Consider the following 26794-nt stretch of genomic DNA (forward strand, 5'->3'; position numbering starts at 1 on the left):
CTCTCCGCTCTACCCTCCGATACATGAACATCCGATCGGGCGCGAATGCCCTGGCCAGGACGCGCACCGCGGCACACGAAGGCGTACGCGAGCGCATCCTCGAGACCGCGCTCGACGAGTTCTACACCGCCGGCTTCCATGGTGCGACATTGCGAAACATCGCCACGAATGCCGGTTGCAGCGCCGCCAACGTCTACAACCACTTCGAGAACAAGGCTGAACTGCTGGTCGAGATCCTGAGGGCCGCGAGCGACGAACAGTTCACCGCAACCCGCCAAGCACTGCGAAAAGCCGGTTCCGAGCCGGCCGACCAGTGGCGCGCGGCTGTCACCGCCCACGCGCTGTACACCGCCCGCAACCAGCGAGCCTGCGTCGTCGCCAACACCGAACTGCGTTACCTCGAGGAAGTCGACCGCAAACGCGTAGTCGGGTCCCGCGACGCCCAGGAGCACCTGTTCGTGGCGATCGCCGAGGACGGCATCTCCCAGGGCGTCTTCGATGTTCCGCATGTTCACCAGGCAGTCACCGCAGTGTTGACCATGTGCGCCGGAATCGCACTGTGGTTCCGGGTCGACGGTGAACTCTCCGCCCGGGAAGTAGCCGACACCCACGGCATTTACGCCCTCAACCTGGTCGGATACCGATCTCGCTGACGGAGACGTCCGCTCCCCCACCCGAAGACACCGGACGTCGGATCGATTGACGCGTCACGCGACCACATGCTCTACTTGGTTAACAAGCGTTAATCTTTACTAGGGAGAGCGCATGACTCACCGACCTTCACAGCCGCGTGTCGATTCCCCGCGGTACCTCACCGAAGAACGTCTGGCGATACGGGACCTGGCGCGCGAGTTCGCCATGAAGCAGGTGCTGCCGATCGCGAACGAACTCGATCCGATACAGGGCACGATTCCCGATTCGCTGAAGCAAGCGATGGCCGACATCGGCTTCTTCGGGATCATGATCCCCGAGGAGCACGGCGGCCTGGGCCTCGGCGTGTTCGAGTACTGCCTGGTCGCCGAGGAACTCTCCCGTGCCTGGATGAGCGTGTCCGGCCTGCTGGCCCGCGGCAATGGCATGGGCGGCGGGTTCACCCCGGAGCAGGAGGCGGCGCTGCTACCCCGGGTCGCCCGCGGCGAATACCTCGGTGCGTACGCGCTGTCGGAGGCCGAGGCCGGATCCGACGTCGCGAACATCTCGTGCCGCGCAACTCGCGACGGCGACGAATGGGTGGTCAACGGGACCAAGATGTGGTGCACGTACGCCGACGACGCCGACTACCTGGTGCTCTTCGCACGCACGGATCCGAACAAGGATCCAGCCAAGCCCCACCGCGGCATCAGCACCTTCCTGATAGAGAAGGAGCGCGGCTCGTTCCCCGAGGGAATCTCCGGCAACAAGGTCCGCAAGATCGGCTACTTCGGTTGGAGCACCTGGGAGTTGGCCTTCGACAATTTCCGAGTTCCGGCCGACAAGATGCTCGGGCAGGAGGGAGAGGGCTTCTACCTCGCCGTGAGCGGTCTCGAAGTGGGACGCGCACACACCGCTGCCCGTGCGATCGGCCTGGCCCGTGCCGCCCTCGAGGACTCGATCGAGTACGTCCACACCCGGCGACAGTTCGGCAAGCCGATCGGCGACTTCCAGCACCTACGGTTCAAGATCGCCAAGATGGCCGCCGACATCGAGGCGGCCCGGCAGTTGATGTACTCCGTCGCCACCGACATCGACACCGGACAGCGCTGCTCACTGGAGGCATCGATGGCCAAGCTCGTCGCCACCGAGATGGCCGAACGGGTCACGAGCGAAGCCGTGCAGATCCACGGCGGCGCCGGCTACACCACCGACTTCCAGGTCGAAAGGCACTGGCGGGACGCCCGCCTGACGAAGATCTTCGAGGGCACCAGCGAGATCCAGATGCGGATCATCTCCGACGAACTGCTCGGCCGGGCCTCGTCATGAGTGTCGACACGCACTCCCGTTCGACGCATCTGGTCGGTGACCGCCGGAAGAGTCGGCATGCCCGGGTCACCTCGCTGCTCGCAGAGTCCGGCACCGCTCTGCCCGCAGACACTTCCCTTCTGGGGCCGACCGTCGCGGAACTGTTGGCACCGCTTCCCGCTTCCGCGCCTGCGGTGCGCGAACACCTGTCCTGGACCACGCACGATCCGGTCGGCCTCCACGACAGCGTCCGCGCCGAATCCGTGATCACCCGGGTGGTGGCGGAACACGACACCACGATGCTGGTTCGACGGGTCACCCTGCACGACAATGTGAACACGCTGAGGGAAGAGTCGGTGGAGACGTGGCGGCTTCGCGATGGCGGGTCCGTTCCCACGGTGTCCGCCACCGACTTCTGTACCGCCCGCTGGGGTGCACTCGTGCGCGATTCGCTGGCGGCAGACCCCGACTTCTCGTCGTCACTCGCGACGTGGGACGGGACGATCGGACTGCGCTGCGACGACCGTGAGATCCACCTTCGGGTCTATCGAGGCCGGATCATCGACGTCACCCGGCGTACCCCCCAGGGCGCGACCTTCACCTTCGTCGCCCCCGGGCACACCTGGGTGGACGTCGTCCTCGGTGACCGTGAGGACTTCATGCGGCGCGCCATCACCGGTGAATTCTCCTCCACCGGTAGTGGTTACGAGTATCTGCGGCTGACCAAGCCACTCAACATCCTCATCGCACACGCTCGAATGATCGCCCGGGAGGCACAGTCGTGATCGAGGCACGCTACGTGACGATCGACTCGGCTCTGGGCTTCGTCGAAATCGTCCACCCGACAGGTGGCTCCACTGCGACGGACGAGTCCACCCCGACCGTCCTGTGTATCCACACCGCCGGCCAGAACGGCGTGCAGTGGCGTCATGTCGCGTCCGCTCTCGCCGCCAAGGGGTATCGGGTGGTCGTACCCGACCTACCGGGACACGGCAGATCCGAGCCCGCCGCGAAGGGGCCCGTCACCGATCTCACAGTGTACGGCGACTGGCTGTGGAAGTTGCTCGACGCCCTCGGCATCGAGCGCCCCTACGTGATCGGCTGCTCGATCGGCGGAAAGTTGACACTGGACCTTGCCACACGGCCGGAACGCCCCCTGGCCGGCGCGGTCGCGATGGCCGCCGAAGCCGGGCCCGGCCGGGTGAACATCGCAGGCCTGCGCCGTGAGTTGGAGGACGTTGCCGGACCGTCGCGCGGCGAACGGACGTACCTCGGCACCCTGGCCTCGGTGGGCGACACCGTCTCCGCCGACCGCGCCGATCTGATCGCCACCATGCACCGCCGCGAGGATCCGGCGATCTCGTCGTCCGACCTGATCGGCTGGGGTGGCCACGACGTCCGCGAACGACTGTGCCTGACGACGTGTCCCGTGCACATGGTTGCGGGAGAACAGGATCCATGGATCGTTCCCGACACGGTGAAGGCCGATGCAGCGCGCATCCGCGGCGCCCGTTTCACGTTGTTGACCGGAATCGGACACTATCCGATGGAGGAGGTCGAGGACTTCGCCGAGGTCGCGGCCGCATGGCTGGACGAATTGGCTGACGTCCCCCTCTCCGAACGTGCGGAGGCAGCATCATGACTCGTGCGACTCTCGCATCGTTCCTCGACCAGTTCGTCGCTGCGGCGCCGGATGCGACCGCAGCGATCGATCTGGTCGGGACGGACGCCGTCGCCACCACCAGGACACGGCTTCGCGACCGCGTGCGGGCACTGGAGGCCGAGCTCGTCCGGGTCGGTCTTCGACGCGGTCAGTGTGTCGCGGTGTTCCTGCCCAACTGGTCGGACACGGTCGTCTGGCAGTTCGCAGCGTCGGCCCTCGGGGCTCACGTCATCGGTATCAACACCCGCTACAACGTCGGTGAGGTCGAGCACGTGCTCCGCGCGGCGCGGCCCGCCGTGGTGGCCGTCGCCGAGCGATTCCACGGACTCGACCTGTTCGGCATGCTCAGCCAGGCCGTCTCGGCTACCCACGGCGACGTCGACGTCCCGGCTGTGGCACTGGTGCGGGCACCGGGTACCGATCCCTCGGACGAATTCGTCTCCACCGCCTTCGATCTCGGTTCCGGTTCGTGGCAGGCAGGTAGCGGCGACCTGTGCGGGGCGACGGCGCCACGTACGCCGGCGACCGCAACCCAGACCGTGGCGGGCGATATCGGCGATCCCGATGACCCGCTCGCGGTCGCCTTCACGACGTCCGGTTCGACGGGCACTCCCAAGCTGGCCGCACACCGGGAATCTGCCGTCGTAGGGCATGCCCACGCGGATGCTGCCGGAATGGGCATCGCGCACGGTGACGTGACGCTGTGTGTGCTCCCGTTGTCGGGTGTGTTCGGCTTCAACACCGCCATGGCGACCCTCGCGGGCGGCGGAACCGTGCTCATGGTTCCGGTTTTCGACCCCGTCACCACTCTGCGCGCGATGGAATCCGAGCGGGTGACGCACGTCGTCGGTGGCGACGATCTCTACGGCAGACTCCACGACGCGTGGCAGGACGTCCGCGCAGACCTGTCGTCACTGAAGTGGCTCGGCATCGCGGACTTCCTCGGGCGCTCGCACGAGATCGCGCGCTGGGCGCGGGACGAGTTCGACGCTTTCACCACCGGCGTGTTCGGGTCATCGGAAGTGTTCTCGCTCATGCTCTTCTGGACCGACGATGATCCTGAATCGGTGCGGTGGAACGGCGGCGGGCGGCCCGTGAGCCACGACATCGCGGTTCGGATCGCCGACCCGTACGACGACTCCGTGCTGCCGGACGGCGAACAGGGTGAACTCCAGGTTCGCGGCCCGAACGTCGCGGACGCGTACCTGGGTGGCCCGGCCGCCGCAGCACAGGCTTTCACGGCGGACGGATGGTTCCGCAGCGGCGACCTGGCGGTGGCCACCGGCGACGGCGGGTTCACGTACGTGTGCCGGGCGGGGGACGCCCTGCGATTGCGCGGGTTCCTCGTCGACCCCGCCGAGATCGATACCCGCCTCGCGATGCACACCGACGTGCAGAGCGCGAAGGTCGTCGGTATCACCGGGCCCGGTGGTTACACCCAGGCAGTCGGGTTCGTCGTTCCCACCGAGGATGCCGCGGTCACGTCCGCCGACCTCAGGCAGTGGTGCGCGGAGACGCTGGCCGCGTTCAAGGTACCGGTGGCCGTGCACGTGATCGAGAAGATGCCCACCACTGTGGGCGGCAACGGCACGAAGATCCGGGCCGTGGAACTGCGCGAGTGGGCGCAGCAGTGGACAGATCGTGAAAGGGATTTCCGCAGTGAGTAATTCACCGTCAGCCTCCGATGTAGTCGTCTGCGAGCCGCTGCGCACCCCGGTCGGGCGGTACGGCGGGGTGTTCCGCGACGTACCCGCCACCGATCTGGGCGCCGGGGTGATCACCGATCTGCTGCGGCGCACAGGCATTGCACCCGAGGCGATCGACGACGTGATCTTCGGACAGTGCTATCCGAACGGCGAGGCCCCGGCAATCGGCCGAGTGGTCGCACTCGACGCCGGACTTCCGGTCACCGTGCCGGGCCAGCAGCTGGATCGGCGCTGCGGCTCGGGTCTGCAGGCGGTGCTCGACGCGGCCATGCGTGTCCAGACGGGCGTCGCCGATCTCATCATCGCCGGTGGAGTCGAATCCATGAGCCGCGCCGAGTACTACACCGAGTCCATGCGCTGGGGTGCCAAGGGTGCGCCCGCAGCCCTGCACGATCGTCTGGGCCGCGGGCGCGTGACCGCGGGTGGACGGAACTACCCGGTTCCCGGCGGCATGCTCGAGACCGCCGAGAACCTGCGCCGGAAGTACGGCATCAGCCGGCAGGAGCAGGACGAACTCGCGGTGGCCTCGCATCGGCGCGCGGTGACCGCGATCGAGACAGGAAAGTTCGCGGAGGAGATCGTGCCGATCGACGTCGTAGTCAAGGGCGGCGGTACCGACACGATCACGAGGGACGAGCACCCCCGCGCCGAAACCACTGTCGAATCACTCGCCCGTCTGCGCCCGGTCATGGCGAAGTCCGACCCCGAGGCGACCGTCACCGCCGGCAACTCGAGCGGTCAGAACGACGGCGCGGCTGCATGTTTGGTGACGACCCGAGCACATGCAGAGCGGTTGGGACTGAATCCGCTCGCTCGGCTGGTCACGTGGGCCGTCGCCGGTGTGGAGCCGTCGCTCATGGGTATCGGTCCGGTGCCGTCGACGGCACGGGCACTCGAGCGTGCCGGACTGGACATGTCCCGGATCGACCTGATCGAACTCAACGAGGCCTTTGCCGCACAGGCACTGGCCTGCATGCGGGAGTGGAAATTCGGTGCGGTCGACCGCGAACGCACCAACGTCAACGGATCCGGCATCTCGCTCGGTCACCCCGTGGGCGCCACCGGCGTGCGTATCCTCACGACACTGCTGCGCGAGATGCAGCGCCGCGAGGTGCGCTACGGGCTCGAGACGATGTGCATCGGCGGCGGACAGGGGCTGACCGCGATCTTCGAGAGGGTGTCATGACCGCACGACCGCTGCACGGAATCCGCGTGGTCGACATGTCGTCGTTCGTCGCCGGGCCCACTGCCGGACGCGTCCTCGCCGAACTCGGCGCCGAGGTGATCCGCATCGATCCGATCTCCGGCGCCGTCGACGGCAACCGCTGGCCCGTCACCGAGGACGGTGCCAGCCTCTACTGGGCGGCCCTCAACCAGGCGAAGAAGTCGGTGACCGTGGACCTGCGCAGTGAGGCCGGCCGCGGCTTCGTCACCGATCTCGTTGCCGACTCCGGGATCCTGCTCGAGAACGCCGCGCACGCACCGTGGCTCGCCAACACCGTCCTGACCGAGCGCCGTCCCGATCTGATCCATCTGCACATCGAAGGCCACGCCGACGGATCACCCGCCGTCGATTACACCGTCAACGCGGAAGTCGGCTTGCCGCTCATGACGGGCCCGCAGGGATCCGACGCCCCGGTCAATCACGTTCTGCCCGCGTGGGACCTTCTCACCGGGCTCTACGCCGCACTGGGACTGGTGACGGCGCTGCGCCGTCGGGAGCAGACTGGTGAGGGCTCGTATCTCCGGCTCGCACTGGATGATGTCGCATTGTCTGCGGTCGCGAGCATGGGATGGGTCGCGGAAGCCGACCGCAGCGGCGCGGGGCGGGATCGGCAGGGCAACGCGCTCTTCGGTAGCTACGGCGCGGACTTCGCCACCGCCGACGGGCGGGCCGTCATGGTGGTCGGGCTGACGACCGGTCAGTGGCGGGCGCTCGTCGATGTCACCGGAACCTCCGAGGTCTTCTCCGCACTCGAACGGCATCGCGGACTGAACCTGGCCGTGGAGGCCGATCGGTACGCGGCCCGGGATGCGATCACGGCTGTCCTGCGTCCGTGGTTCGCGTCTCGCTCCCTCGACCAACTCGAGGTCGAGTTCGACGGCACCCGCGTGCTGTGGAGCGCCTACCGCACCCTCGCCGAGGTGGCGGCCGACATCCGCAGCGCCGCGGATGTCGCCGTCGTCCAGGAGATCGACCAGCCGGGAATCGGGGCCATGCTGACCTCGCGTTCCCCGCTCCGCTGGTCCGGCAGCTACACCGACGCCGCCGCAGCTCCGGTGCCCGGGGCGCACACCCGCGAGGTAGCGACTGCGGCGGGGATGGACGAGCGCGCCGTCGACGACCTCGTCGAGATGGGCGTTCTCGGGGAAGCCGAGGCGAAATGAGCAACACCACTGGACGGAACCGCCGACGTTGTGCGCTGATCGCCCCCGGCTCGGACGAGCGCAAGATCCTCAAGGCCCTCGCGTCGACCGCCGACGAGGTAGTGCTCGATCTCGAGGACGCCGTCACGTCTGCTCGCAAGGACGAGGCACGCACCCTGGTGTTCCGACTCCTCGGGGAGCACCGACTCGATCGATCGGTCACCGTCCGTGTCAACGGACTGGGCACCCCGTGGGGTGCGGAGGACATGGGGGCGATCGGCATGCTCGACAGCGTCGGGATCGTGCTGCCGAAGGTCGACACCGCGACCGACCTGATCGCCGCCGACCGGCTGCTGACCGAACTGGGCTCGCCCGCCCGGCTGCAGGCACTCGTGGAGACTCCCCAGGGTGTCTCGTCGATCGACGAGATCTGCACCGCAACCTCGCGCCTCGACAGTGTCGTGATCGGATATGCCGACCTGGGCGCCGCGCTCGGTCGAGGTGGCGTGTTCGTTCCCGAACGCTGGGTGCACGTCCAGGACCGCATCCTGATCGCCGCCCGCACCGCCGGTATCCAGGCGATCGACGGCCCACACCTGTCCATCGCCGACGACGCCGACTTCCGCGCGGCGGCGCAGTGGACCCGAGATCTCGGCTTCGACGGAAAATGGGTCATCCACCCCGAACAGGTCGAATCCCTCACGGAAATCTTCACGCCCACAGCCGAAGCCGTACACCAGGCCCGTCGCATCCTGGACGCGATGGCCGAGGCGGCATCCGCCGGGGCCGGAGCAGCGCAACTGGACGGGCAGATGCTCGACGAGGCCGTCGCGGTTGCTGCCCGGCGCACACTTGCGCAGATCGGAGTCTGACGACATGACTGGACCACACATCGTCGGGGGCCCCTACTTCGACGAACTGTCGGTCGGCACAGTGTTCGACTCAGCCCCCGGCGTCACCCTCACCGACGGCCTCTCGGCAGCGCATCAGGCGATCCTCGGTGACCGGATCCGAGTGGCGCTCGACGCCCACTTGTCGCAGGCGGTCACGGGCGCCCCCACCGCGGTAGTCCACCCGGGTTTGGTGTGCGACATCGCAATCGGGCAGTCGACTCTGGCCACTCACCACGTGAAGGCCAACCTCTTCTACCGGGGACTACGCTTCCACCGGTTCCCTCACCTCGCCGACACCCTGTACACGCGGACGGAGGTGGTCGGCCTACGCGAGAACTCAGCTCGTCCGGGTCGCCGCCCCACCGGGCTGGCCGCGCTCCGGATGACGACCACCGACCAGGACGGACGGACCGTCCTCGACTTCTACCGATGCGCGATGCTCCCGCTGAGCGACACCCCCGACCAGGCACGCGTCGTTCACGCGGACGACCTGTCCTCGATCGGCCCGTCGACCACCCCGGCGTGGTCGGTCCCCGACGACTGGAACCTGAACACGTACCGGGACCGGGTTCCCGGCGAGCGCTTCTCCCCCGACCTGGTCGGTGCGGTGTTCGCCAGCAGCGGCGACGTCGTCACCAGCGCACCGGAACTGGCGCGGCTCACCCTGAACATCGCCGCCGTCCACCACGACGAGCGTGTGGGCGGATCCCGGTTGGTCTACGGCGGGCACACGATCGGCATCGCGCTTGCACAGGCGGTGCGGGCGCTGCCGAACCTGGCAACCGTGCTGGGCTGGGAATCCTGTGACCACACCGGACCGGTGCGGGAGGGCGACATTCTCACCAGCGCCCTCGAGGTGGTGGCGGCCGACCCGATCGGTGACGCCTGGGCCGTGGACCTCCGCTCGATCGTCCACGCCCATGACGGCGGCGCGGATCGTCCGGTGCTCGACTGGCGCTTCACCGCCCTGATGGCCTGACCCTGCCGCCCCCGAACCGGCTGAAGGGTCCCTTCACACGCTGCGAGCGTGTGAAGGGACCCTTCAGCTTTTTCCCCAATTCCATCATCTGATGGAGCTATCCCCCGATGTGCGGAGCCCTACAACCAGGTGTCCTCGCTGGCGGTCGTGAGGAACGCCTCGAGGTCGTCCCGCCACGGCGCCGGCACCGTCTTGTCCGGCTCGATGCCGGTGTACTGGCCGCGGTAGAACAGCAGCGGCCGCTCCGTCTTGATCTCGCTCATCGAGTGGACCCGTCCGAAGACCACGTAGTGGTCGCCGCCGTCGTGCACCGTCTCGACCGTACAGTCGATGTGCGCGAGCGAGCCGTCGAGGATCGGTGATCCCAACGGCGATGGAGTCCAATCGATTCCGGCGAACTTATCAGTTTCCCGGGACCCGAACCGGGCGCAGGTGGACTGCTGGTCCTCGGAGAGAACGTTGACGCAGAATCGCCCGGTCCGCTCGATCGCCGCCCACGACCGGGACCCCTTGGTGGGGCAGAACAGCACCAGCGGCGGTTCGAGCGACAACGCGGCGAACGACTGGCACGCGAACCCGACGGGGGCGTCGTCGTCGACCGTGGTGATGATCGTGACACCGGTGCAGAACTGTCCGAGGACGGTCCGGAACTCGCGCGGATCGATCTCCGCACCCGTTCCCACCCCGGACATCTCCTGCGCGGACATTACTTGAACCCCACCGTGAAGTCGTGCCCCCACAGGCTCACGGCGGTGCTCTCCTTGGCGATCCACTTGTCGTCCTCGACCTCGAGTCCCTCGCAACCGAATTCGACATCGAATCCGCCCGGGGTCTTCATGTAGAACGAGAGCATCAGGTCGTTGACGTGCCGGCCCAGTGTCGCCGACATCTTGACGTTCTTGCGGAGCGCGCGATCGAGGCACAGTCCGACGTCGTCGGAGTTCTCGACCTCGACCATCAGGTGCACGATCCCGGTGGGGTTCGGCAACGGCGCGAACGCGAGGCTGTGGTGGCGCGGGTTGCAGCCGAGGAAGCGCAGCCAGGCCGGCTCACCGTCCGCCGGACGCCCGACGACCTGCGGAGGCAGTCGCATCGAGTCGCGCAGCTTGAACCCGAGCACATCGCGGTAGAACTCGAGGTCAGCCTCGTCGTCCTTGGTCGCGAGCACGACGTGCCCGAGACCCTGCTCGCCGGTGACGAACTTGTGCCCGTACGGGCTCACGATGCGGCGGTGCTGCAGCGCGACGGTGTGGAAGACCTCCAGACGAGCACCGGACGCGTCGCGGCACTTGATGAACTCGACGACGTTGCGTTCGGCCGCCTCCTCCTTGGTGCCTTCCTCGAACTCCCAGTCGGCCTTGGCCAGACGCTCACGAATCTCCTGCAGGCCCTCGGCGTTCGCGCATTCCCATCCGGCGGCGTAGAGCCCGTCGCGCTCCCCGGGCACGATGACCAGGCGAGCCGGGTAGTCGTCCATGCGCAGGTAGAGGTTGTCGGGGTTGGCACCCTTGCCCTCGATCATGCCGAGCACCTTGAGCCCGTACTCGCGCCAGGCGGCCATGTCGGTCGCCTCGATGCGCAGGTAGGCGAGTGAACGGATACTCATCAGTTGCCTCCATCTCGGGCGGAGCCTCGGGCAACGTCACTGTCGAGCAGGAAGTCGCTTGCGAGCCGGTTGAACTCGTCGAACTTCTCGAGCTGCGCCCAGTGCCCGCAGCCGCCGAACACGTGGAGCTGGACCCGCGGAATCATCTTGAGCGCCACCAGGGCGCCGTCGATCGGATTGACCCGGTCCTCGCGGCCCCAGATCAGCAGCACCCGCTGGCGCAGCTTGTACGCGTCGCGCCACAGCATGCCGAGCTCGAACTCGGAGCTGGAGAACGACTTCCCCATGGCCTTCGCAGCCGCCAGCGATTCCGGCGTGCTCGCCGCCGCGAACCGCTCGTCGATCAACTCGTCGGTGATCAGGTTCTGGTCGAACACCATGATCCGCAGGAATGCCTCGAGGTTCTCCCGCGTCGGCTGGTAGCTGAACTTGCCGAGGTTCTTGACGCCCTCGGTGGGATCCGGTGCGAACAGGTTGACGCTGAGACCGCCCGGGCCCATCAGCACCAGCCGTCCGGCCCGCTCCGGGTAGTCGAGGGCGAATCGGACCGCGGCGCCACCACCGAGCGAATTGCCCAGCAGGTGAACACGATCGGTGATACCGAGCGTGTCGAGCAGATCCTTCAGCGCCGACGCGCTGTGCCGGAAGTACTGCGGGTGCTCGGTGGGCTTGTCGGACTGACCGTAGCCCGGCTGGTCGACGGCGATCACGTGGAACTGCTTCGCCAGAACGGGAAGGTTCCTGGCGAAGTTCGACCAGGACGACGCACCCGGGCCGCCGCCGTGCAACAGCACGATCGTGGGGCCGTTGCCGACACCCGCCTCGTGGTAGTGCAGCTTCAGGTCCGGACGGACCTGCGCGAAACGGGAAGTCGACTCGTACGTGAGTTCTTCGGTTGTCGTCATCTGCCGCCCCTAGACCATCGTGTCGGTGAGCGGCAGGCCGAACTCGGCGCCACCGAACATCACGTACGCGCGCTCGGCGTCGTTGGCCGCGTGGACGCGACCCGCATGGGCGTCACGCCAGAAGCGCTGGATCGGAGTGCCGTTCGCCAACGCCGTCGCGCCGGAGTTCTCGAAGAGCAGATCGATCGAGGCGATCGCCCGGCCGGTCGCACGCACCTGGTCGCGACGGGCGCGCAGGCGGAGCTCCATCGGGACCTCCTCGCCGGCCAGCAGGTGCGCGTACTCGTCGGCGACGTTGCCGGACAGCTGACGCCACGCGGCGTCGATGTCGCTGGCCGCCTCCGCGACCCGCACCTTGGCGAACGGATCGTCCTTGGCCTTCTCGCCGGCGTAGGCCGCGCGCACGCGCTTGCCCTGGTGCTCGACGTGGGCGTCGTAGGCGCCGTAGGCCATTCCGACGATCGGCGTCGAGATGGTGGTGGGATGGATAGTGCCCCACGGCATCTTGTAGACCGGCGCGGTGTTCTGCTCGAGCCCGGGCGCGGTGAGGTTGCTCATCGCCTTGAAGCTCAGGAAGCGGTGGCGCGGCACGAAGACGTCCTTGACCACGACGGTGTTGCTGCCAGTGCCACGCAGCCCGACCACGTTCCACACGTCGTCGATCTCGTAGTCCTCGCGCGGGATCAGGAAGCTGCCGAAGTCGACCGGACGGCCGTCCTTGATGACCGGTCCACCGACGACGACCCAGGTCGCGTGATCGGAACCGGACGACCAGGCCCACGCACCGTTGACCTTGTAGCCACCCTCGACGGCCTCACCGGCGCCCATCGGCGCGTACGACGAGGAGATCCGGACGTCGGTGTCCTGGCCCCACACGTCTTCCTGCGCCTGCTGGTCGAACAGAGCGAGATGCCAGTTGTGGACACCGATGATGCCGGCGACCCAGCCGGTGGAACCGCACGCGCTCGCGAGGTTGCGGACCGCGGTGTAGAAGGTGACCGGATCGGCCTCGTAGCCACCCCACTGCTTCGGCTGGAGCAGGCGGAAGAACCCGGTCTCCTGCAGCGCCTTGATGGACTCGTCGGGGATACGGCGCAGATCCTCGGTCTCCTGTGCGCGTTCACGCAGCACCGGCAGTAGCGCGTCGATCCGCCGCATCACCTCGCGGCTGTCCTGGTCACCCACTGGACGCTCCCGTCTGTAAGAGATGTTCACTTGACCTGAGACTAGAACACGTTCTCTTCCGTGTCGAGGAAACCGGAATTCCACTGGTAACCGGCAGTCGATGCAGATCCCAAGCACTCGAAATCTAGCGGAATCCGACGAAGTTCTATAACGTGTTCTAGCAACAGCTAGAAGGGATGTGAGGTACTGATGGCGCAGATTCGTGAGATCGATGTGGGAGCTCCGCAGACGCGTTTCGCACGCGGTTGGCACTGCATCGGCCTGGAGAGCGAATTTCTCGACGGCAAGCCGCACGCCGTCGAGGCGTTCGGCACCAAGCTGGTGGTCTTCGCCGACAGCCAGAACCAGCTGCACGTGCTCGACGCGTACTGCCGGCACATGGGCGGCGACCTGAGCCAGGGCGAGATCAAGGGCGACTCCGTCGCGTGCCCGTTCCACGACTGGCGCTGGGGCGGCAACGGCAAGTGCACGGACATCCCGTATGCCCGTCGCGTGCCGCCGATCGCGCGGACCCGTTCGTGGACCACGTTGCAGCGCAACAAGCAGCTGTTCATCTGGAACGACCCCGAGGGCAACCCCCCGCCGGACGACGTCACGATCCCCGAGCTGCCGCAGGTCATGACCGACGAGTGGACCGACTGGCAGTGGAACCGGATCCTCGTCGAGGGCTCCAACTGCCGCGAGATCGTCGACAACGTCGTGGACATGGCGCACTTCTTCTACGTCCACTTCGGCTTCCCGAAGTACTTCAAGAACGTCTTCGAGGGCCACGTCGCGACCCAGTACCTGCAGAACCACGGCCGGCCGGACGTCGGGAACATGGGCACCCAGTACGGCGACTCGGTGCTCGACTCCGAGGCGTCCTACTTCGGCCCGTCGTACATGGTCAACTGGCTTCACAACAACTACAGCGGGTACAAGGTCGAGAGCGTCCTGATCAACTGCCACTACCCGGTCACGCACGACTCGTTCATGCTCATGTACGGCGTGAGCGTGGAGAAGCCGAAGGGCCTCGACGACGCGACCAGCAACAAGCTCGCCCGCAAGTTCACCGAGGGTGTGGCGATGGGCTTCGAGCAGGACGTCGCGATCTGGAAGAACAAGACCAAGATCGAGAACCCGCTCCTGTGCGAGGAGGACGGTCCGGTCTACCAGCTGCGCCGCTGGTACGACCAGTTCTATGTCGACGTCGCCGACATCGACGAGAAGGCGACGCAGCGCTTCGAGTTCGAGATCGACACCACCAAGGCCGTCGAGGCCTGGCAGCGTGAGGTCGACGCGAATCTGGCACGGCAGGCGGAGCAGAAAGCCGCCGCCGAGGCTGCGGAGAACGAGCACAAGACGGGAGTGTGACGATGACCTCGACCTGGGCCAAGGCCCCGAACTTCGCCGACAGTCCGGCCCGGGTCGAGACTGTCCGTGCACAGACCGCCGTAGATCTGCAGACCTACCTCGAGGACGGGATGCAGGAGGTGCAGTGCCGCGCGTGCGGCACGTGCGTCCTGGTTCGCAAGAACAGCTTCAAGCACACCAGTATCCAGTGGCAGGCCGACCCCGCCGAGGTGTGCCCGGAGTTCACCGAGTCCGGTGGGCAGACCGGGTCGCGGCAGACCTGCCCGCGGCTGCTCAACAGCATCGAGCACGCCGTGATGGAGGGCATCCTCGACGTGCGCGACACACGGGCGCAGTAGGCGATCACCCGCAGCGAGGGGCACGCATCCAGTAGGATGCGTGCCCCTCGCTTCGTTCCGTCGCCCGACGGCACCTGGAATCGCCCGCGGCCCGAATCAGTGCGCGTCGGCCTCGCGCTGTAGCTCGAGGGCGATGTCGATCAACTGGTCTTCCTGGCCGCCGACGAGTTTGCGCCGGCCGGCCCGGACCAGCATCTCGGCGGCGGAGACGCCGTAGCGGTCGGCCTGACGCTCGGCATGCCTGAGGAAGCTCGAGTACACCCCGGCGTAGCCCATCATCAACGCCTGCCGATCGAGCAGGCACTCGGACGGCATCACCGGGCGCACGACGTCCTCGGCGGCGTCGGCGATCGCAAAGAAGTCGATGCCGGTCTCGATGCCGATCTTGTCGCACACACCGACGAACGCCTCGACCGGAGTGTTGCCGGCACCCGCTCCGAAACGTCTTGTGCTGCCGTCGATCTGCTCGGCACCCGCACGCACCGCCGCGATCGAGTTCGCGACGCCGAGCCCCAGGTTCTCGTGCCCGTGGAAACCGACCTGTGCGTCGTCGCCGAGTTCCTGCACCAGCGCCTCGACCCGCTCGGAGACCTGCTCGAGCACGAGCGCCCCGGCCGAGTCGACGACGTACACACACTGGCAGCCCGCGTCGGCCATGATGCGGGCCTGCCGCGCCAGCGTCTCGGGCGGGACGGTGTGCGCCATCATCAGGAAGCCGACGGTCTCGAGGCCGCGGTCGCGGGCCAACCCGAAATGCTGGATCGCGACGTCCGCCTCGGTGCAGTGCGTCGCGATACGGCAGATCGAGGCGCCGTTGTCCTGCGCCTCGACGATGTCCTCCTTGACGCCGACACCCGGCAGCACGAGGACCGCGATCCTCGCCTGCTGCGCCGTCTCCACCGCGATCCTGACCAGTTCCTGCTCGGGTGTCTTCGAGAACCCGTAGTTGAACGAAGAACCCCCGAGACCGTCGCCGTGGGTGACCTCGATGACCGGGACACCGGCGCCGTCGAGCGCAGCGACGATCGAGCGCACGTCGTCACCGGTGAACTGGTGACGCTTGTGGTGCGATCCGTCGCGCAGCGACGTGTCGGTGACCCGGATGTCCCGCGCGCCGTCGACGTGGACGGCGTCCTTCCGGTCTGCCCTGGCGAGAGTCTTGTCGCCTGTGTCGCCCATTGTCGCTCACGCCCTCACGCCGAGTAACTGCCGGGCGATCTCCTCGCCCACCGCGGTCGCCGCCGCGGTCATGATGTCGAGATTGCCCGCGTACGGGGGCAGGAAGTCGCCCGCGCCCTCGACCTCGACGAACGTGGTGACCGTCGCGTGCCCGCCGGAGACGACGGTCGGATCACCGAACTGCGGCTCGTTGAGCAGCCGGTAGCCCGGCACGTACTGCTGGACGTCCGCGACCACCCGACGGATCGACTCGGCGATCGCATCCCGGTCGGCGTCCTCCGGAATCGCGCAGAAGATGGTGTCGCGCATGATCATCGGCGGATCGGCCGGGTTCAGGACGATGATCGCCTTGCCCTTGCGGGCGCGGCCGATCACCTCGACACCACGGCTGGTGGTCTTGGTGAACTCATCGATGTTGGCGCGGGTGCCGGGCCCGGCCGAGACCGACGCGACCGACGCGACGATCTCTGCGTACGGGACATCGACGACGCGCGAGACCGCGTGGACGATCGGAATGGTCGCCTGACCGCCGCACGTGATCATGTTGACGTTGGGCGCATCGAGATGCTCGCGCAGGTTGGCGGACGGCACCACGGCGGGCCCGACCGCGGCCGGGGTCAGGTCCACCGCACGGATGCCGTGTTCGGCGTACCGGGGCGCCGCCTCACGGTGCACGTGCGCCGACGTCGCCTCGAACACCATGTCCGGCTTCTCGGACTGCTCAAGCAGTCGGTCGATGCCGTCCGCGAAACTCTCGAGGCCCATCGCGCGGGCGCGCGCCAGACCTTCGCTGGCGGGATCGATGCCGATCATCCAGCGTGGTTCGAGCCACTCGGATCGCTGGAGTTTGTAGAGCAGGTCGGTGCCGATGTTCCCCGACCCCACGATTGCGACGCTTGCCCTGTTCATGCGCACTCCTACTCGAAACGCAGGGAGACCGAACCGAACCCGGAGAAGCGGGAGAAGTCGGATCGACAGCACGTCCTGCTCCTCGTCGGAGTCGGTGCGTCCCGGGGTTCTCGGTGATGACGGGCGGTCGACACTCCGAACCTCACCCACCGACACCGCGAACCGGCTGGAACGTGTGTTCGTTTGCGAACCACACGATCGGGCGCTCCCAGCAATACTTCCTGGCAGAAAGCATGGACTGGCAGCCACCTCATTCTATAACGTGTTCTACATGAGCAAGCAGGAATACGACATCGTCGTCGTCGGCAGTGGCGCCGCCGGCATGACCGCCGCACTTACCGCCGCCCACCAGGGCCTCAGCGTGGTCGTCGTCGAGAAGGCAGCGCACTACGGCGGCTCGTCCGCACGATCGGGCGGAGGTGTCTGGATCCCGAACAACGAGGTGCTGCAGCGCGACGGAGTCACCGACACGACGGACGCGGCACGCACCTATCTACACAGCATCATCGGCGACGTGGTCGCCCCCGAGAAGATCGACACCTACATCGACCGCGGCCCCGAGATGCTGTCGTTCGTGTTGAAGAACAGTGCGCTGGAACTGCAGTGGGTGCCGGAGTACTCGGACTACTACCCGGAGGCACCGGGCGGACGCCTCGGTGGACGCTCGGTCGAGCCCGTGCCGTTCGACGGCAACCGACTGGGCGACGACCGTCGGAACCTCGAGCCGGACTACGTGAAGGCGCCCAAGAACTTCGTCATCACGCAGGCCGACTACCGCTGGCTGAACCTGCTGATGCGCAACCGCCGCGGACCGGTGCGGGCGATGAAGGTCGGCATGCGCTTCCTGGCCGCGAAGGCCCGGGGCAAGGACCTGCTGGTGCGTGGACAGGCCCTCATGGCCGGACTGCGTCTGGGTCTGCGCGACGCCGGCGTCCCGATCCTGCTGAACACCCCGCTCACCGACCTCTTCACCGAGGACGGCGTCGTGCGCGGCGTGAAGGTCGTCGTCGACGGTGAGGAGCAGATCATCCACGCCCGCCACGGAGTCGTCCTGGGCTCGGGCGGTTTCGAGCACAACGACGAGATGCGCAAGAAGTATCAGCGCGACCCGATCGGCACCGAGTGGACCGTCGGCGCCAAGGCCAACACCGGTGACGGCATCCTCGCGGGTCAGAAGCTGGGTGCGGCAGTCGACTTCATGGACGACGCGTGGTGGGGCCCGTCCATCCCGCTCACCGGCGGACCGTGGTTCGCGCTGTCGGAGCGCACGCTGCCCGGCTCCATGATGGTCAACACCCGCGGCAAGCGATTCGGCAACGAGGCTGCACCGTACGTCGAGGCCACCCACATGATGTACGGCGGCGAATTCGGTCAGGGCGAGGGTCCGGGCGAGAACATCCCCACCTGGATGATCCTCGACCAGCGCTACCGCAACCGGTACACCTTCGCCGGTATCACGCCGCGCTCGCCGTTCCCGGGCCGTTGGCTCAAGGCCGGAGTCGTCGTCAAGGCGAACACGATCGCCGAACTCGCCGAGAAGACCGGGCTTCCGGTCGACACCCTCGTCGAGACGGTGAAGCGTTTCAACGGGTTCGCACGCAACGGCAAGGACGAGGACTTCGGTCGCGGCGACAGCGGCTACGACCACTACTACGGTGACCCGCGCCTGAAGAACCCGAGCCTCGCCGAGATCGACAAGGCGCCGTTCTACGCCATCAAGATGGTGCCGGGCGACCTGGGAACCAAGGGCGGCATCGTCACCGACGTCAACGGCCGCGCGGTGCGTGAGGACGGTTCCGTGATCGAGGGCCTGTACGCCGCGGGCAACTGCAGTTCCCCCGTCATGGGCCACACCTACGCCGGCCCCGGCGCGACCATCGGTCCCGCGATGACCTTCGCGTACCTGGCCGTGCTCGACATCGCCGACCGTGCCCGCGCCGCAGCACAGTCCGTGACGAACTGACAGGAGAACACAGTGCCCATCGACCCGTCGATCGCGATCGGGGCCGAGCTCCCCGCGCAGGAGTTCTCCTGGACCCCGTCGGACGTCCAGCTGTACCACCTGGGCATCGGAGCGGGTGCGCGCCCACTCGATCCCCGCGAACTCAGGTACCTCGACGATGCCAAGCCTCAGGTCCTGCCGACGTTCGCGACGGTGGTCGCGAACATCCACGCGACCGAGGCCCCGCGTGTGTCGTTCCCCGGCGTCGAGATCGACCTGGCCAAGGTCGTGCACGGCAGCCAGGAAGTGACCGTCCACCAGCCGATTCCGGCGAGCGGTTCAGCCCGCACCACCACTCGGATCGCCGAGGTGTGGGACAAGGGCAAGGCTGCGGTGATCGTCCAGGAGTCGTCGACCGTCGCACTGGACGGCTCACCGCTGTGGACGGCGCGATCGTCGATCTTCGCACGTGGCGAGGGTGATTTCGGGGGTGAACGTGGCCCGTCGGAGTCGGTCGCACTGCCCGATCGGGAGCCCGACGCCGAGGTGATCTCGCAGGTCCTTCCGCAGCAGGCCCTGCTGTATCGGATGTGCGGAGATCGCAATCCGCTCCATTCGGATCCCGGATTCGCCTCCGCGGCGGGCTTTCCTGCGCCTATCCTGCATGGACTGTGTACATACGGGATTATTTGCAAGGTAGCGACCGATACCGTCCTTGACGGAAATGCCGATCGTGTCAAGGGATTCCGCGCCCGCTTCGCGGGGGTAGTCTTTCCCGGCGAAACGCTTCGGACACGAATCTGGCAAGAGGCCGACCGGCTGCTCATCTCTGCAACAGTTCCCGAGCGCGACGACTCGCCGGCGCTGGCGGACGTCGTGCTCACCGTCGCGTAGGCAACACGAAGCTGTACCGGTCGGGTCGATGTGCTCGTCGACCCGACCGGGCATATCTGCACCCGGACTTCATTCCCCCTCACACACCTTGGAGTACACGAATGACGCTCAACGACGAGCAGTCCCGGCTGTCGCGGCGAGGATTCCTCGCCGCGGGCGCCGGTGCCCTTGCCGCCGGAGCCGTGGTCGGCGGCTGGACACCGGCCTTCGCGGTTCCCGCCGGATCCGCCGGTTCCCTGGGTTCCCTCGGATCCTCCGGTCCGGTCGCGCCGCTCCCGACGCCGCCGAACTTCCCGCCGAACATCGCACTGTTCCAGCAGGCGTACCAGAACTGGTCCAAGGAGATCATGCTGGACGCCACCTGGGTCTGCTCGCCCAAGACGGCGGACGACGTGGTCGTCCTCGCCAACTGGGCGCACGAGAACGGTTACAAGGTCCGCCCCCGCGGCGCGATGCACGGCTGGACCCCGCTCACCGTCGAGAAGGGTGCGAACGTCGACAAGGTGATCCTCGCCGACACGATGACGCACCTGAACGACGTGTCGGTGCAGCCGAACGGGTCCCCGGCCACCGTCACCGCCGGTGCGGGCGCCAGCATCGAAGCGATCGTGACCGAACTGCAGGTACACGGCCTCGGTTGGGCCAACCTGCCGGCTCCCGGCGTGCTGTCCATCGGTGGCGCCCTCGCGGTGAATGCCCACGGCGCGGCCCTGCCCGCCGACGGCGAGGCACCGGTGGCCGGCCACACGTTCGGTTCGCTGAGCAACCTCGTCACCGAACTCACTGCGGTCGTGTGGGACGGCAGCAAGTACGCACTGAAGACGTACCAGCGCAACGATCCCGACATCACCCCGATGCTCGCCAACCTCGGGCGCTGCTTCCTCACCTCGGTGACGATGCAGGCCGGCCCGAACGTCCGCCAGCGGTGCCAGAGCTTCACCGACATCACCTGGCAGGAGTTGTTCGGGCCGAAGGGCGCGCAGGGTCGGACGTTCGAGAAGTTCATTGCCGAATCCGGTCGCGCCGAGGCAATCTGGTACCCCTTCACCGACAGGCCGTGGATGAAGGTCTGGTCGAACTCCCCGACCAAGCCGGACTCCTCGAACGGCAGCCTCGGCAGTGCCGGTTCGCTCGTCGGCAAGCCTCCGCAGTCGCGTGAGGTCACCGGCCCGTACAACTACGTGTTCTCCGACAACCTGCCGGAACCGATCACCGACATGATCGGTGCGATCAACGCTGGAAACCCCGGTATCGCACCGCTCTTCGGTCCCGCGATGTACGAGATCACCAAGCTCGGCCTGGCCGCGACGAACGCCAACGACATCTGGGGCTGGTCCAAGGACGTCCAGTTCTACATCAAGGCCACGACGCTGCGTCTCACCGAGGGCGGCGGCGCCGTCGTCACCAGCCGTGCCAACATCGCGACCGTGATCCACGACTTCACCCAGTGGTTCAACGAGCGCATCGAGTTCTACCGCGCGAAGGGCGAGTTCCCCCTGAACGGCCCGGTCGAGATCCGCTGCTGCGGACTCGATCAGCCGGCCGACGTCAAGGTGCCGTCGGCGGGCCCGCCGACCATCTCGGCGACCCGTCCGCGTCCCGACCACCCCGAGTGGGACGTCGCCATCTGGCTGAACGTTCTCGGCGTCCCGGGCACCCCGGGCATGTTCGAGTTCTATCAGGAGATGGAGCAGTGGATGCGGTCGCACTACAACAACAGCGACGCCACGTTCCGCCCCGAGTGGTCGAAGGGCTGGGCATTCGGCCCCGACCCGTACACCGACGAGAACATCGTCAAGACCAAGATGCGTGCCACCTACATGGAGGGCGTGGCGAACGTCCCGAACTGGGACACGGCCAACGCGCGGTTCAACGAGATCGACCCGCACCGCATCTTCACCAACTCGTTCATGGATCAGCTGCTGCCGTAGGGTAGCCGGATCCCGATCCACCGACGCCGGTGGTGCCTGGTCAGTGTCCAGGCACCACCGGCGTCGTCGTGGACGGGACCGAACCGGCATTCGGAGTACCGTCGAAGGTGATGCACGACAACCGATGGTGACCTGAGCCTAGGGAGCGCTGTCATGACCGCATCCACGCCGGATCCGACTCCGCCCCCGCCGGAGTCGACTCCTCCCACGCCGCCGGCCCCCTCACAACCGCCCGCGCCGCCGCCACCACCGCCGCCGACCAATGCCGGCTGGGCGGTCGCGGCGCTGGTCGCCTTCTGGCCGCTCGCGTTCGCCGCGTTCAGCAACGCGTTCGAGGTGTATCCGAGGTGGGCCCGAGGCGACTTCGCGGGAGCCCAGTACGCATCCGAGCGCGTCCGCAAGCTGGGCCAACTGTCGCTGTGGATCCTCGGGGGAATCCTCGTGCTGCTCGCGATCGCCTACATCGTGATGGCGGCGGTGTGGATCTCGCACGGCGGGTACGACGACAACTGGCACCGCGGCCGGATGGACTGGTAGCCGCTCAGCGCATTCGGATCGCGTCACCCTCGTCGACGACAGCGCGTGCCTGCACGGCCGATCGCCCGGTCGGGATCGGCACGCAGGTGACGACGACGAGCGCCACCGCGGCCACCGCGGCGCCGAGCCAGAACAGTCGGTCCAGCCCGATCTGGGCCGGAACCACGACGGACCCCGCCATCACGGTCGACGCGGCGAGGACCGCGGCACCCACCGCGCTCGCGGCGGAGGTTCCGACGGAGCGGATCAGGCTGTTGACGCTGTTCGCGGACGCCGTCTGGTCGAGGGGAGCCGACACCGTGATGAGCACCGGCATGGCGGCGAGCGCCAATCCGACGCCCACCGACACGACGAAGGCACTGACCCCGATGACGAGCACACCGGTGCCGAACACGCCGCGTTCGACGAACCCGAGCACGATCGCCGCGCTACCGGCGGCGAGCGTCACCCGTGCACCCCACCCACGGATCATGGCCGCCGACACCGGGGCCAACAGGATCATCACCAGGCCTCCGGGCAACATCACCAGTCCGGCCGCCGCCGCGCTCAGGCCGAGTCCGTACCCGGTCGACGCGGGCACCTGCAGTTCCTGTGTGGAAGCGTACGAACTGAGGAACATCGCGAACCCGAGCAGCAGCGCACACAGATTGGACACCAGCACCGGGCGCAGCATCGTCGTCCGGAGGTCGACGAGCGGGTGGGAGATCCTCAGCTCCAACGGAACCCAGATCATCAACCCGAAGACGCCGCCGACGACGAGGCCGATGGTCGGCCAACTCCCCCACCCCCACGTGCCGCCCTTCGAGATCGCGAGCAGCACAGCCGTCAACGCCGCGGTCAGCAGCACCGCGCCCCGGTAGTCGAACCGCCCGGACGCGCGCGTGTCCGACTCCGGAACCACGAACGGCAACAGCACCGCCATCACCACCGCGAACCCCGCCGGAATCCAGAACAGCGACTGCCAGCCGAGGTGTTCGTAGAGGACCCCCGAGAGCGGCATCCCGAGCACACTGCCGACACCGATCGTCGCACTCATCAGCGCGACCCCGCTGCCGAGCCGTTCCGGCGGCAACACGTCGCGCATCATGCTGATCCCGACCGGCATCAGCGCCAACGCGAAACCCTGCAGACCACGCCCGGCAACCACCGTGGCGAAGCCAGGCCCCACGGCGGCGAGCACCCAGCCCGCCACCATCAGTCCGAGACACACCAGCATCATCGCGCGCTTGCCGAACATGTCGGCGAGCCGGCCGATCAGCGGTGTGCCGACGGCACCGGTCAGCAGCGTGATCGTGACCAGCCACGACGCGCTCGTCGGCGGGACACCGAGGTCGACCGCGAATGCCGGCAGAACCGGCACCACGAGCGTCTGCAGGAGCGCGACCAGGATCCCGCTCAGGCTGAGGGCCCCGATGACGAGCCCGCTCCGGGTGTTTCCCGGAACGGGCCTCGGGATCGCGATCACCCGGTGACGCGTGCTGCGTTACCCGCATCGATCGGAAGGACGGTGCCGCTGATGTGTGCGCTGGCCTCGGCGGCGAAGAAGAGGACGGCCCGGGTGATCTCGAACGGGTCGAGCCACGGCACCGGCTGCGCGTGCAGACTCTGGAACACGGGTGCGACATCGTCCATCGTCGGTGCCTCGAGGTCCGGACGCATCATCGAGTACAGCGCCTTGTTGTGGATCATCCCGGTCGAGATGTTGCCGGGTGCGATCGCATTGACCGTGATGCCGTTCTGCGCCAGATCCAGTGCCGCGCTCTTGGTCATGCCGATGACGCCCCACTTGGACGCCGCGTACGCAGCCATGTTGGTGTTGCCCGCGCGACCGAGCATCGACGAGATCGTCACGATGCGGCCGTAGCCACGCTCGATCATGCCGGGAGAGACCGCGCCGAGGGTGTTGAAGACGCCGGTGAGGTTGGAGCCGATGGCCTCGTTCCACTGCGCCGACGTCATCGACTGGATGGGGGCCGCGACCGAGACGCCGGCGTTGGCGACGGCGATGTCGACGCGACCGAACTCGGACTCGGCGCGCGCGACCAGGGCGTCCATCGCTTCGCGGTCGGCGGTGTCTGCCTTGACCGAGATGACGCGGCGACCGGCGGCCTCGACCAGACGTACCGTCTCGGCCAGGTCGTCCTCTGTCGCGAGCGGATAGAACACCGAATCACTGTCCTCACAGCGATCGCAGATGACGACGTCGGCGCCACGCTCGGCGAACGCCACGGCGTGGGATCGCCCCTGTCCCCGGGCGGCGCCGGTGATCAGTGCGACCTTGCCTTCGAACTCCTCCATTGCTGCTCTCCTCGAGATCGGGGACCGCGAATCACGCAAGTCCGAAACTATCCCTACCTGCTGCCGCTGTGACGACGCGCACAGATCCCGGCCAGTGGGAGGCACGGACGTCCCCTCCGCGCAACCACCGACCACCGCGTGCGACGGCGGGATGCGACGAGATCGTCACCGACCGACGACGAGGATCACGACCGCCGACGCCGCCGCGAGCACGACGACCGTGACCGCCAGCCCCGCCATCAGCGCGAACGGATAGACCACCCGCTCGTCCCCGAACGCGGTACTCATGCGCTCGTAGCGGCGCCGCGCGGTCACCACGACCACCGACGACGACACGATCGCCCACATTCCGACCATCTGGACGACGACCGATGACCCCGGGACGTAACGCAGGCACAGGAACGCGACCGCCGCCAGGCTCGCCGCGGTGCGCACCCACGCGAGTGTCGTCCGTTCCGGCTGGAGTCCCGGATCCCGGTGGGCGGCGGCCGCGGACGTCACCGACTCACCAATACGACGAGCAGCGTGACGCCGGCACCCGCGATCAGCCCCACCAGGAGCGCGGCAAGGGCCGGCACCGGCAGGCTCCGGCCCATCCGCATCGCCGCCTCGACGCCCATCCAGCGCAGGAACGCGAACACGACGAGCAGGATGGCGCCGACGAGCAGACCCACCACGAGGACCGTGTGGACGGTCGGGCCGACGACGTCGGCGCCGAACGCCTCGAGACCGACGGCCGCCGCGATCAGGCCGAGTGCCGTGCGAACCCAGGCCAGGAACGTGCGTTCGTTGGCCAAGGTGAACCTGGGATCGGGATCGTCCCCGTCCCGGAACGCTCTCGGACGCCAGCCGTGCAGTGTCACCGTGACGATCCCTTCTCACACACCGTGTGGTTCAACGGAAGTAGCGCTTCAGCACCGCTGCACGCCGTCGACCGAGAATGTCGCGGCGCTCCTCCGCCCCGAGTCGCGCGGTCGTGGCGGGCAGTGCTGCGAGCACCTTGTCGAACCTCACCTTACGCACCGTCGGCGCCGGCAGATCCGGGGTGGACGCGAGCCACCACCGGTACACGCACCGGGTGAAGGTGTTCCCGGCCGTGGCGAGCCAGTTCGCGACGCCGGGGTCGCGGTGCGCCACGACGGCCCGGAACACCCCGTCCTCGTCGAGCACGGCCTGGTGACCGTTGAGCGAGGTCTGGCGATACGTGTAGTCGAGCGACTGCCCCCAGTAGTCCCCGAGGTGGATGTTCCAGAAGTGACAGTCCGGCGGCGTTACCTCGAGAATCAGGGCCTCGTCCGGACCGATCTCGAAAGATCCACCACCGTAGGCGATATGACCACCGTCGGAAGCGTACGTCGAGCTGACCGGCGGCTGCGTCCGCAGGACGTTGCGTTCGGCGTCGCGCAGACGGTACATCGCGGCCCAGTATTCGGCGAAGCCCCCGACGAAACGTCCGACCGACTCGACCTGCCCCGTGACGGCCACCGGCTCGGCCACCGGCCCCGGCCCGTCGATGTCGAGTCGCTCGATCGAGATGTGGTACGGATCCTCACCGTCCCAGTCGTAGAAGTACTGCCGGGTGATCAGGTTCCCGGTCCGCGGATCCATCGGAAGCCAGTTACCCTCGTGCGGCTGCGCGCTGATGACGACTTCGAAATCCCCGTTGTCCTGCAACGTGATTCCACCAGGGTTCGACGTCGCACCCAGCGTGGATCCGGTGGCCGCCTCGAACGCGGCACGGTAGTCCTTCGGTGCATCGCCGCCGGACTGCACCTTCTCGTAGAGGTTGACGGTGTCGTACAGCGTCAGCCCGATGTACCGGGCCCGACCACCGGTGCCGGTGAGCCGGTAGGATCCGTTCGGGTCGAGGACGGCATGACCGAAGAGGCAGTCCGGCGACTCGGTCGCGTACCGCTTCGTGTTGTCCTGCAGGTGACCGACTTCCGGATAGTCCGGATCCGCGCTGAAGACGACCTGCTCGAGTCCCGCGTTGAGCAGGTTCAGCAGGTAGCGATACCCGGCCGCCCGCATGGCGGGATCGTCGGAGACAGGATTGCTCGCGATCACCTCGGACGCTCGGCTCAGATTGTCACACAGGCTCCGCCACGACGCGTCCAGCTCCGCGTTGCGCAGCATCCGTCCGGACAGATCATCGAGAGATCGAACCATGG

General features: G+C 67.4%; 26 protein-coding genes. 15 read left to right on the top strand and 11 right to left on the bottom strand.

Going from position 1 to position 26794, the window contains the following annotated elements; translation table 11 throughout:
- Positions 1–23 precede the first annotated feature (23 nt).
- The 9 genes from AC1RIF_RS21010 (at position 24) to AC1RIF_RS21050 (ending at position 9546) form a co-directional block, all read left to right on the top strand.
- Positions 24–653, top strand: a complete 630-nt coding sequence (locus AC1RIF_RS21010) for a TetR/AcrR family transcriptional regulator (protein WP_492603300.1) — start codon at positions 24–26, stop codon at positions 651–653.
- A gap of 112 nt (positions 654–765) precedes the next feature.
- Complete coding sequence (locus AC1RIF_RS21015; RefSeq protein WP_492603301.1) at positions 766–1959, top strand: acyl-CoA dehydrogenase family protein; 1194 nt, start codon at positions 766–768, stop codon at positions 1957–1959.
- Positions 1956–2723: a hypothetical protein gene (locus AC1RIF_RS21020; protein WP_492603302.1), complete on the top strand. Its 768-nt coding sequence runs from the start codon at positions 1956–1958 to the stop codon at positions 2721–2723. Before AC1RIF_RS21015 ends, AC1RIF_RS21020 begins: the two co-directional genes overlap by 4 nt.
- The gene (locus AC1RIF_RS21025) at positions 2720–3580 is read left to right on the top strand and encodes an alpha/beta fold hydrolase (protein WP_492603303.1); all 861 of its coding nucleotides are present in this window, start codon (positions 2720–2722) and stop codon (positions 3578–3580) included. The genes AC1RIF_RS21020 and AC1RIF_RS21025 overlap by 4 nt, the downstream gene beginning before the upstream one ends.
- A complete protein-coding gene (locus AC1RIF_RS21030; protein WP_492603304.1) occupies positions 3577–5268 on the top strand; it encodes an AMP-binding protein in 1692 nt (563 codons plus the stop codon). Before AC1RIF_RS21025 ends, AC1RIF_RS21030 begins: the two co-directional genes overlap by 4 nt.
- Positions 5261–6493, top strand: coding sequence for an acetyl-CoA C-acetyltransferase (locus AC1RIF_RS21035; RefSeq protein ID WP_492603305.1), 1233 nt, complete (start codon positions 5261–5263; stop codon positions 6491–6493). The genes AC1RIF_RS21030 and AC1RIF_RS21035 overlap by 8 nt, the downstream gene beginning before the upstream one ends.
- Complete coding sequence (locus AC1RIF_RS21040) at positions 6490–7695, top strand: CoA transferase (RefSeq protein ID WP_492603306.1); 1206 nt, start codon at positions 6490–6492, stop codon at positions 7693–7695. Before AC1RIF_RS21035 ends, AC1RIF_RS21040 begins: the two co-directional genes overlap by 4 nt.
- A complete protein-coding gene (locus tag AC1RIF_RS21045; RefSeq protein WP_492603307.1) occupies positions 7692–8546 on the top strand; it encodes an HpcH/HpaI aldolase/citrate lyase family protein in 855 nt (284 codons plus the stop codon). Before AC1RIF_RS21040 ends, AC1RIF_RS21045 begins: the two co-directional genes overlap by 4 nt.
- Before the next feature lie 4 nt (positions 8547–8550).
- Complete coding sequence (locus AC1RIF_RS21050) at positions 8551–9546, top strand: MaoC family dehydratase (RefSeq protein WP_492603308.1); 996 nt, start codon at positions 8551–8553, stop codon at positions 9544–9546.
- A 119-nt stretch (positions 9547–9665) separates the two neighbouring features.
- On the opposite strand, the gene hsaB is transcribed toward AC1RIF_RS21050, so the two are convergent.
- From hsaB to hsaA, 4 genes are read right to left on the bottom strand one after another with little or no spacing between them, the layout of a single operon-like run.
- On the bottom strand, positions 9666–10253 hold the full coding sequence (gene hsaB / locus AC1RIF_RS21055; protein ID WP_492603309.1) for a 3-hydroxy-9,10-secoandrosta-1,3,5(10)-triene-9,17-dione monooxygenase reductase subunit: 588 nt from the start codon (positions 10251–10253) through the stop codon (positions 9666–9668).
- On the bottom strand, positions 10253–11152 hold the full coding sequence (gene hsaC / locus AC1RIF_RS21060; protein WP_492603310.1) for an iron-dependent extradiol dioxygenase HsaC: 900 nt from the start codon (positions 11150–11152) through the stop codon (positions 10253–10255). Before hsaC ends, hsaB begins: the two co-directional genes overlap by 1 nt.
- On the bottom strand, positions 11152–12057 hold the full coding sequence (gene hsaD, locus AC1RIF_RS21065) for a 4,5:9,10-diseco-3-hydroxy-5,9,17-trioxoandrosta-1(10),2-diene-4-oate hydrolase (protein ID WP_492603311.1): 906 nt from the start codon (positions 12055–12057) through the stop codon (positions 11152–11154). Before hsaD ends, hsaC begins: the two co-directional genes overlap by 1 nt.
- Before the next feature lie 9 nt (positions 12058–12066).
- Positions 12067–13242: a 3-hydroxy-9,10-secoandrosta-1,3,5(10)-triene-9,17-dione monooxygenase oxygenase subunit gene (gene hsaA, locus AC1RIF_RS21070; protein WP_492603312.1), complete on the bottom strand. Its 1176-nt coding sequence runs from the start codon at positions 13240–13242 to the stop codon at positions 12067–12069.
- A 189-nt stretch (positions 13243–13431) separates the two neighbouring features.
- On the opposite strand from hsaA, the gene AC1RIF_RS21075 reads away from it, so the two are divergent.
- Together AC1RIF_RS21075 and AC1RIF_RS21080 are read left to right on the top strand one after the other, a co-directional pair.
- The gene (locus AC1RIF_RS21075; protein ID WP_492603313.1) at positions 13432–14595 is read left to right on the top strand and encodes a 3-ketosteroid-9-alpha-monooxygenase, oxygenase component; all 1164 of its coding nucleotides are present in this window, start codon (positions 13432–13434) and stop codon (positions 14593–14595) included.
- Between the two features lie 2 nt (positions 14596–14597).
- Positions 14598–14933 (top strand): hypothetical protein, encoded by a 336-nt coding sequence (locus tag AC1RIF_RS21080; RefSeq protein ID WP_492603314.1) that lies wholly within the window; start codon positions 14598–14600, stop codon positions 14931–14933.
- A gap of 96 nt (positions 14934–15029) precedes the next feature.
- Here AC1RIF_RS21080 and dmpG read toward each other — a convergent pair whose 3' ends face one another.
- Together dmpG and AC1RIF_RS21090 are read right to left on the bottom strand one after the other, a co-directional pair.
- Positions 15030–16112, bottom strand: coding sequence for a 4-hydroxy-2-oxovalerate aldolase (dmpG, locus tag AC1RIF_RS21085; protein ID WP_492603315.1), 1083 nt, complete (start codon positions 16110–16112; stop codon positions 15030–15032).
- Positions 16113–16118: 6 nt separating this feature from the next.
- The gene (locus AC1RIF_RS21090) at positions 16119–17021 is read right to left on the bottom strand and encodes an acetaldehyde dehydrogenase (acetylating) (RefSeq protein WP_492603316.1); all 903 of its coding nucleotides are present in this window, start codon (positions 17019–17021) and stop codon (positions 16119–16121) included.
- Positions 17022–17292: 271 nt separating this feature from the next.
- Here AC1RIF_RS21090 and kstD point away from each other — a divergent pair, with 271 nt between their 5' ends.
- The 4 genes from kstD (at position 17293) to AC1RIF_RS21110 (ending at position 22325) form a co-directional block, all read left to right on the top strand.
- Positions 17293–18984, top strand: coding sequence for a 3-oxosteroid 1-dehydrogenase (gene kstD, locus AC1RIF_RS21095; RefSeq protein WP_492603317.1), 1692 nt, complete (start codon positions 17293–17295; stop codon positions 18982–18984).
- A gap of 12 nt (positions 18985–18996) precedes the next feature.
- Positions 18997–19857, top strand: a complete 861-nt coding sequence (gene chsH3, locus AC1RIF_RS21100; protein ID WP_492603318.1) for an enoyl-CoA hydratase ChsH3 — start codon at positions 18997–18999, stop codon at positions 19855–19857.
- 101 nt (positions 19858–19958) lie between these two features.
- The gene (locus AC1RIF_RS21105; RefSeq protein ID WP_492603319.1) at positions 19959–21788 is read left to right on the top strand and encodes a cholesterol oxidase substrate-binding domain-containing protein; all 1830 of its coding nucleotides are present in this window, start codon (positions 19959–19961) and stop codon (positions 21786–21788) included.
- Positions 21789–21941: 153 nt separating this feature from the next.
- Positions 21942–22325, top strand: a complete 384-nt coding sequence (locus tag AC1RIF_RS21110) for a CD225/dispanin family protein (protein ID WP_492603320.1) — start codon at positions 21942–21944, stop codon at positions 22323–22325.
- Between the two features lie 4 nt (positions 22326–22329).
- Here the strand turns inward: AC1RIF_RS21110 and AC1RIF_RS21115 are convergent, their stop codons facing one another.
- The 5 genes from AC1RIF_RS21115 to AC1RIF_RS21135 form a co-directional block, all read right to left on the bottom strand.
- On the bottom strand, positions 22330–23790 hold the full coding sequence (locus tag AC1RIF_RS21115; RefSeq protein WP_492603321.1) for an MFS transporter: 1461 nt from the start codon (positions 23788–23790) through the stop codon (positions 22330–22332).
- Positions 23787–24623: a mycofactocin-coupled SDR family oxidoreductase gene (locus tag AC1RIF_RS21120; protein WP_492603322.1), complete on the bottom strand. Its 837-nt coding sequence runs from the start codon at positions 24621–24623 to the stop codon at positions 23787–23789. The genes AC1RIF_RS21115 and AC1RIF_RS21120 overlap by 4 nt, the downstream gene beginning before the upstream one ends.
- A 165-nt stretch (positions 24624–24788) precedes the next feature.
- Complete coding sequence (locus tag AC1RIF_RS21125) at positions 24789–25124, bottom strand: DUF202 domain-containing protein (protein ID WP_492603323.1); 336 nt, start codon at positions 25122–25124, stop codon at positions 24789–24791.
- Positions 25121–25486 (bottom strand): YidH family protein, encoded by a 366-nt coding sequence (locus AC1RIF_RS21130; RefSeq protein WP_492603324.1) that lies wholly within the window; start codon positions 25484–25486, stop codon positions 25121–25123. The genes AC1RIF_RS21125 and AC1RIF_RS21130 overlap by 4 nt, the downstream gene beginning before the upstream one ends.
- 31 nt (positions 25487–25517) lie before the next feature.
- Positions 25518–26792: a DUF1214 domain-containing protein gene (locus AC1RIF_RS21135; protein WP_492603325.1), complete on the bottom strand. Its 1275-nt coding sequence runs from the start codon at positions 26790–26792 to the stop codon at positions 25518–25520.
- Positions 26793–26794 lie beyond the last annotated feature (2 nt).

The sequence above is a fragment of the Prescottella sp. GW823-FHT02E09 genome, assembly GCF_058797375.1.

Bases quoted from the DNA above. Each gene is read 5' to 3' on its own strand.
- hsaB (WP_492603309.1), bottom strand. From the start codon at position 10,253: ATGTCCGCGCAGGAGATGTCCGGGGTGGGAACGGGTGCGGAGATCGAT.
- AC1RIF_RS21040 (WP_492603306.1), top strand. From the start codon at position 6,490: ATGACCGCACGACCGCTGCACGGAATCCGCGTGGTCGACATGTCGTCG.
- AC1RIF_RS21075 (WP_492603313.1), top strand. From the start codon at position 13,432: ATGGCGCAGATTCGTGAGATCGATGTGGGAGCTCCGCAGACGCGTTTC.
- kstD (WP_492603317.1), top strand. From the start codon at position 17,293: ATGAGCAAGCAGGAATACGACATCGTCGTCGTCGGCAGTGGCGCCGCC.
- dmpG (WP_492603315.1), bottom strand. From the start codon at position 16,112: ATGGGCGACACAGGCGACAAGACTCTCGCCAGGGCAGACCGGAAGGAC.
- AC1RIF_RS21105 (WP_492603319.1), top strand. From the start codon at position 19,959: ATGACGCTCAACGACGAGCAGTCCCGGCTGTCGCGGCGAGGATTCCTC.
- AC1RIF_RS21015 (WP_492603301.1), top strand. From the start codon at position 766: ATGACTCACCGACCTTCACAGCCGCGTGTCGATTCCCCGCGGTACCTC.
- AC1RIF_RS21045 (WP_492603307.1), top strand. From the start codon at position 7,692: ATGAGCAACACCACTGGACGGAACCGCCGACGTTGTGCGCTGATCGCC.
- AC1RIF_RS21080 (WP_492603314.1), top strand. From the start codon at position 14,598: ATGACCTCGACCTGGGCCAAGGCCCCGAACTTCGCCGACAGTCCGGCC.
- AC1RIF_RS21050 (WP_492603308.1), top strand. From the start codon at position 8,551: ATGACTGGACCACACATCGTCGGGGGCCCCTACTTCGACGAACTGTCG.
- AC1RIF_RS21030 (WP_492603304.1), top strand. From the start codon at position 3,577: ATGACTCGTGCGACTCTCGCATCGTTCCTCGACCAGTTCGTCGCTGCG.
- AC1RIF_RS21110 (WP_492603320.1), top strand. From the start codon at position 21,942: ATGACCGCATCCACGCCGGATCCGACTCCGCCCCCGCCGGAGTCGACT.
- hsaD (WP_492603311.1), bottom strand. From the start codon at position 12,057: ATGACGACAACCGAAGAACTCACGTACGAGTCGACTTCCCGTTTCGCG.
- AC1RIF_RS21010 (WP_492603300.1), top strand. From the start codon at position 24: ATGAACATCCGATCGGGCGCGAATGCCCTGGCCAGGACGCGCACCGCG.
- AC1RIF_RS21020 (WP_492603302.1), top strand. From the start codon at position 1,956: ATGAGTGTCGACACGCACTCCCGTTCGACGCATCTGGTCGGTGACCGC.
- AC1RIF_RS21090 (WP_492603316.1), bottom strand. From the start codon at position 17,021: ATGAACAGGGCAAGCGTCGCAATCGTGGGGTCGGGGAACATCGGCACC.
- AC1RIF_RS21135 (WP_492603325.1), bottom strand. From the start codon at position 26,792: ATGGTTCGATCTCTCGATGATCTGTCCGGACGGATGCTGCGCAACGCG.
- AC1RIF_RS21120 (WP_492603322.1), bottom strand. From the start codon at position 24,623: ATGGAGGAGTTCGAAGGCAAGGTCGCACTGATCACCGGCGCCGCCCGG.
- hsaC (WP_492603310.1), bottom strand. From the start codon at position 11,152: ATGAGTATCCGTTCACTCGCCTACCTGCGCATCGAGGCGACCGACATG.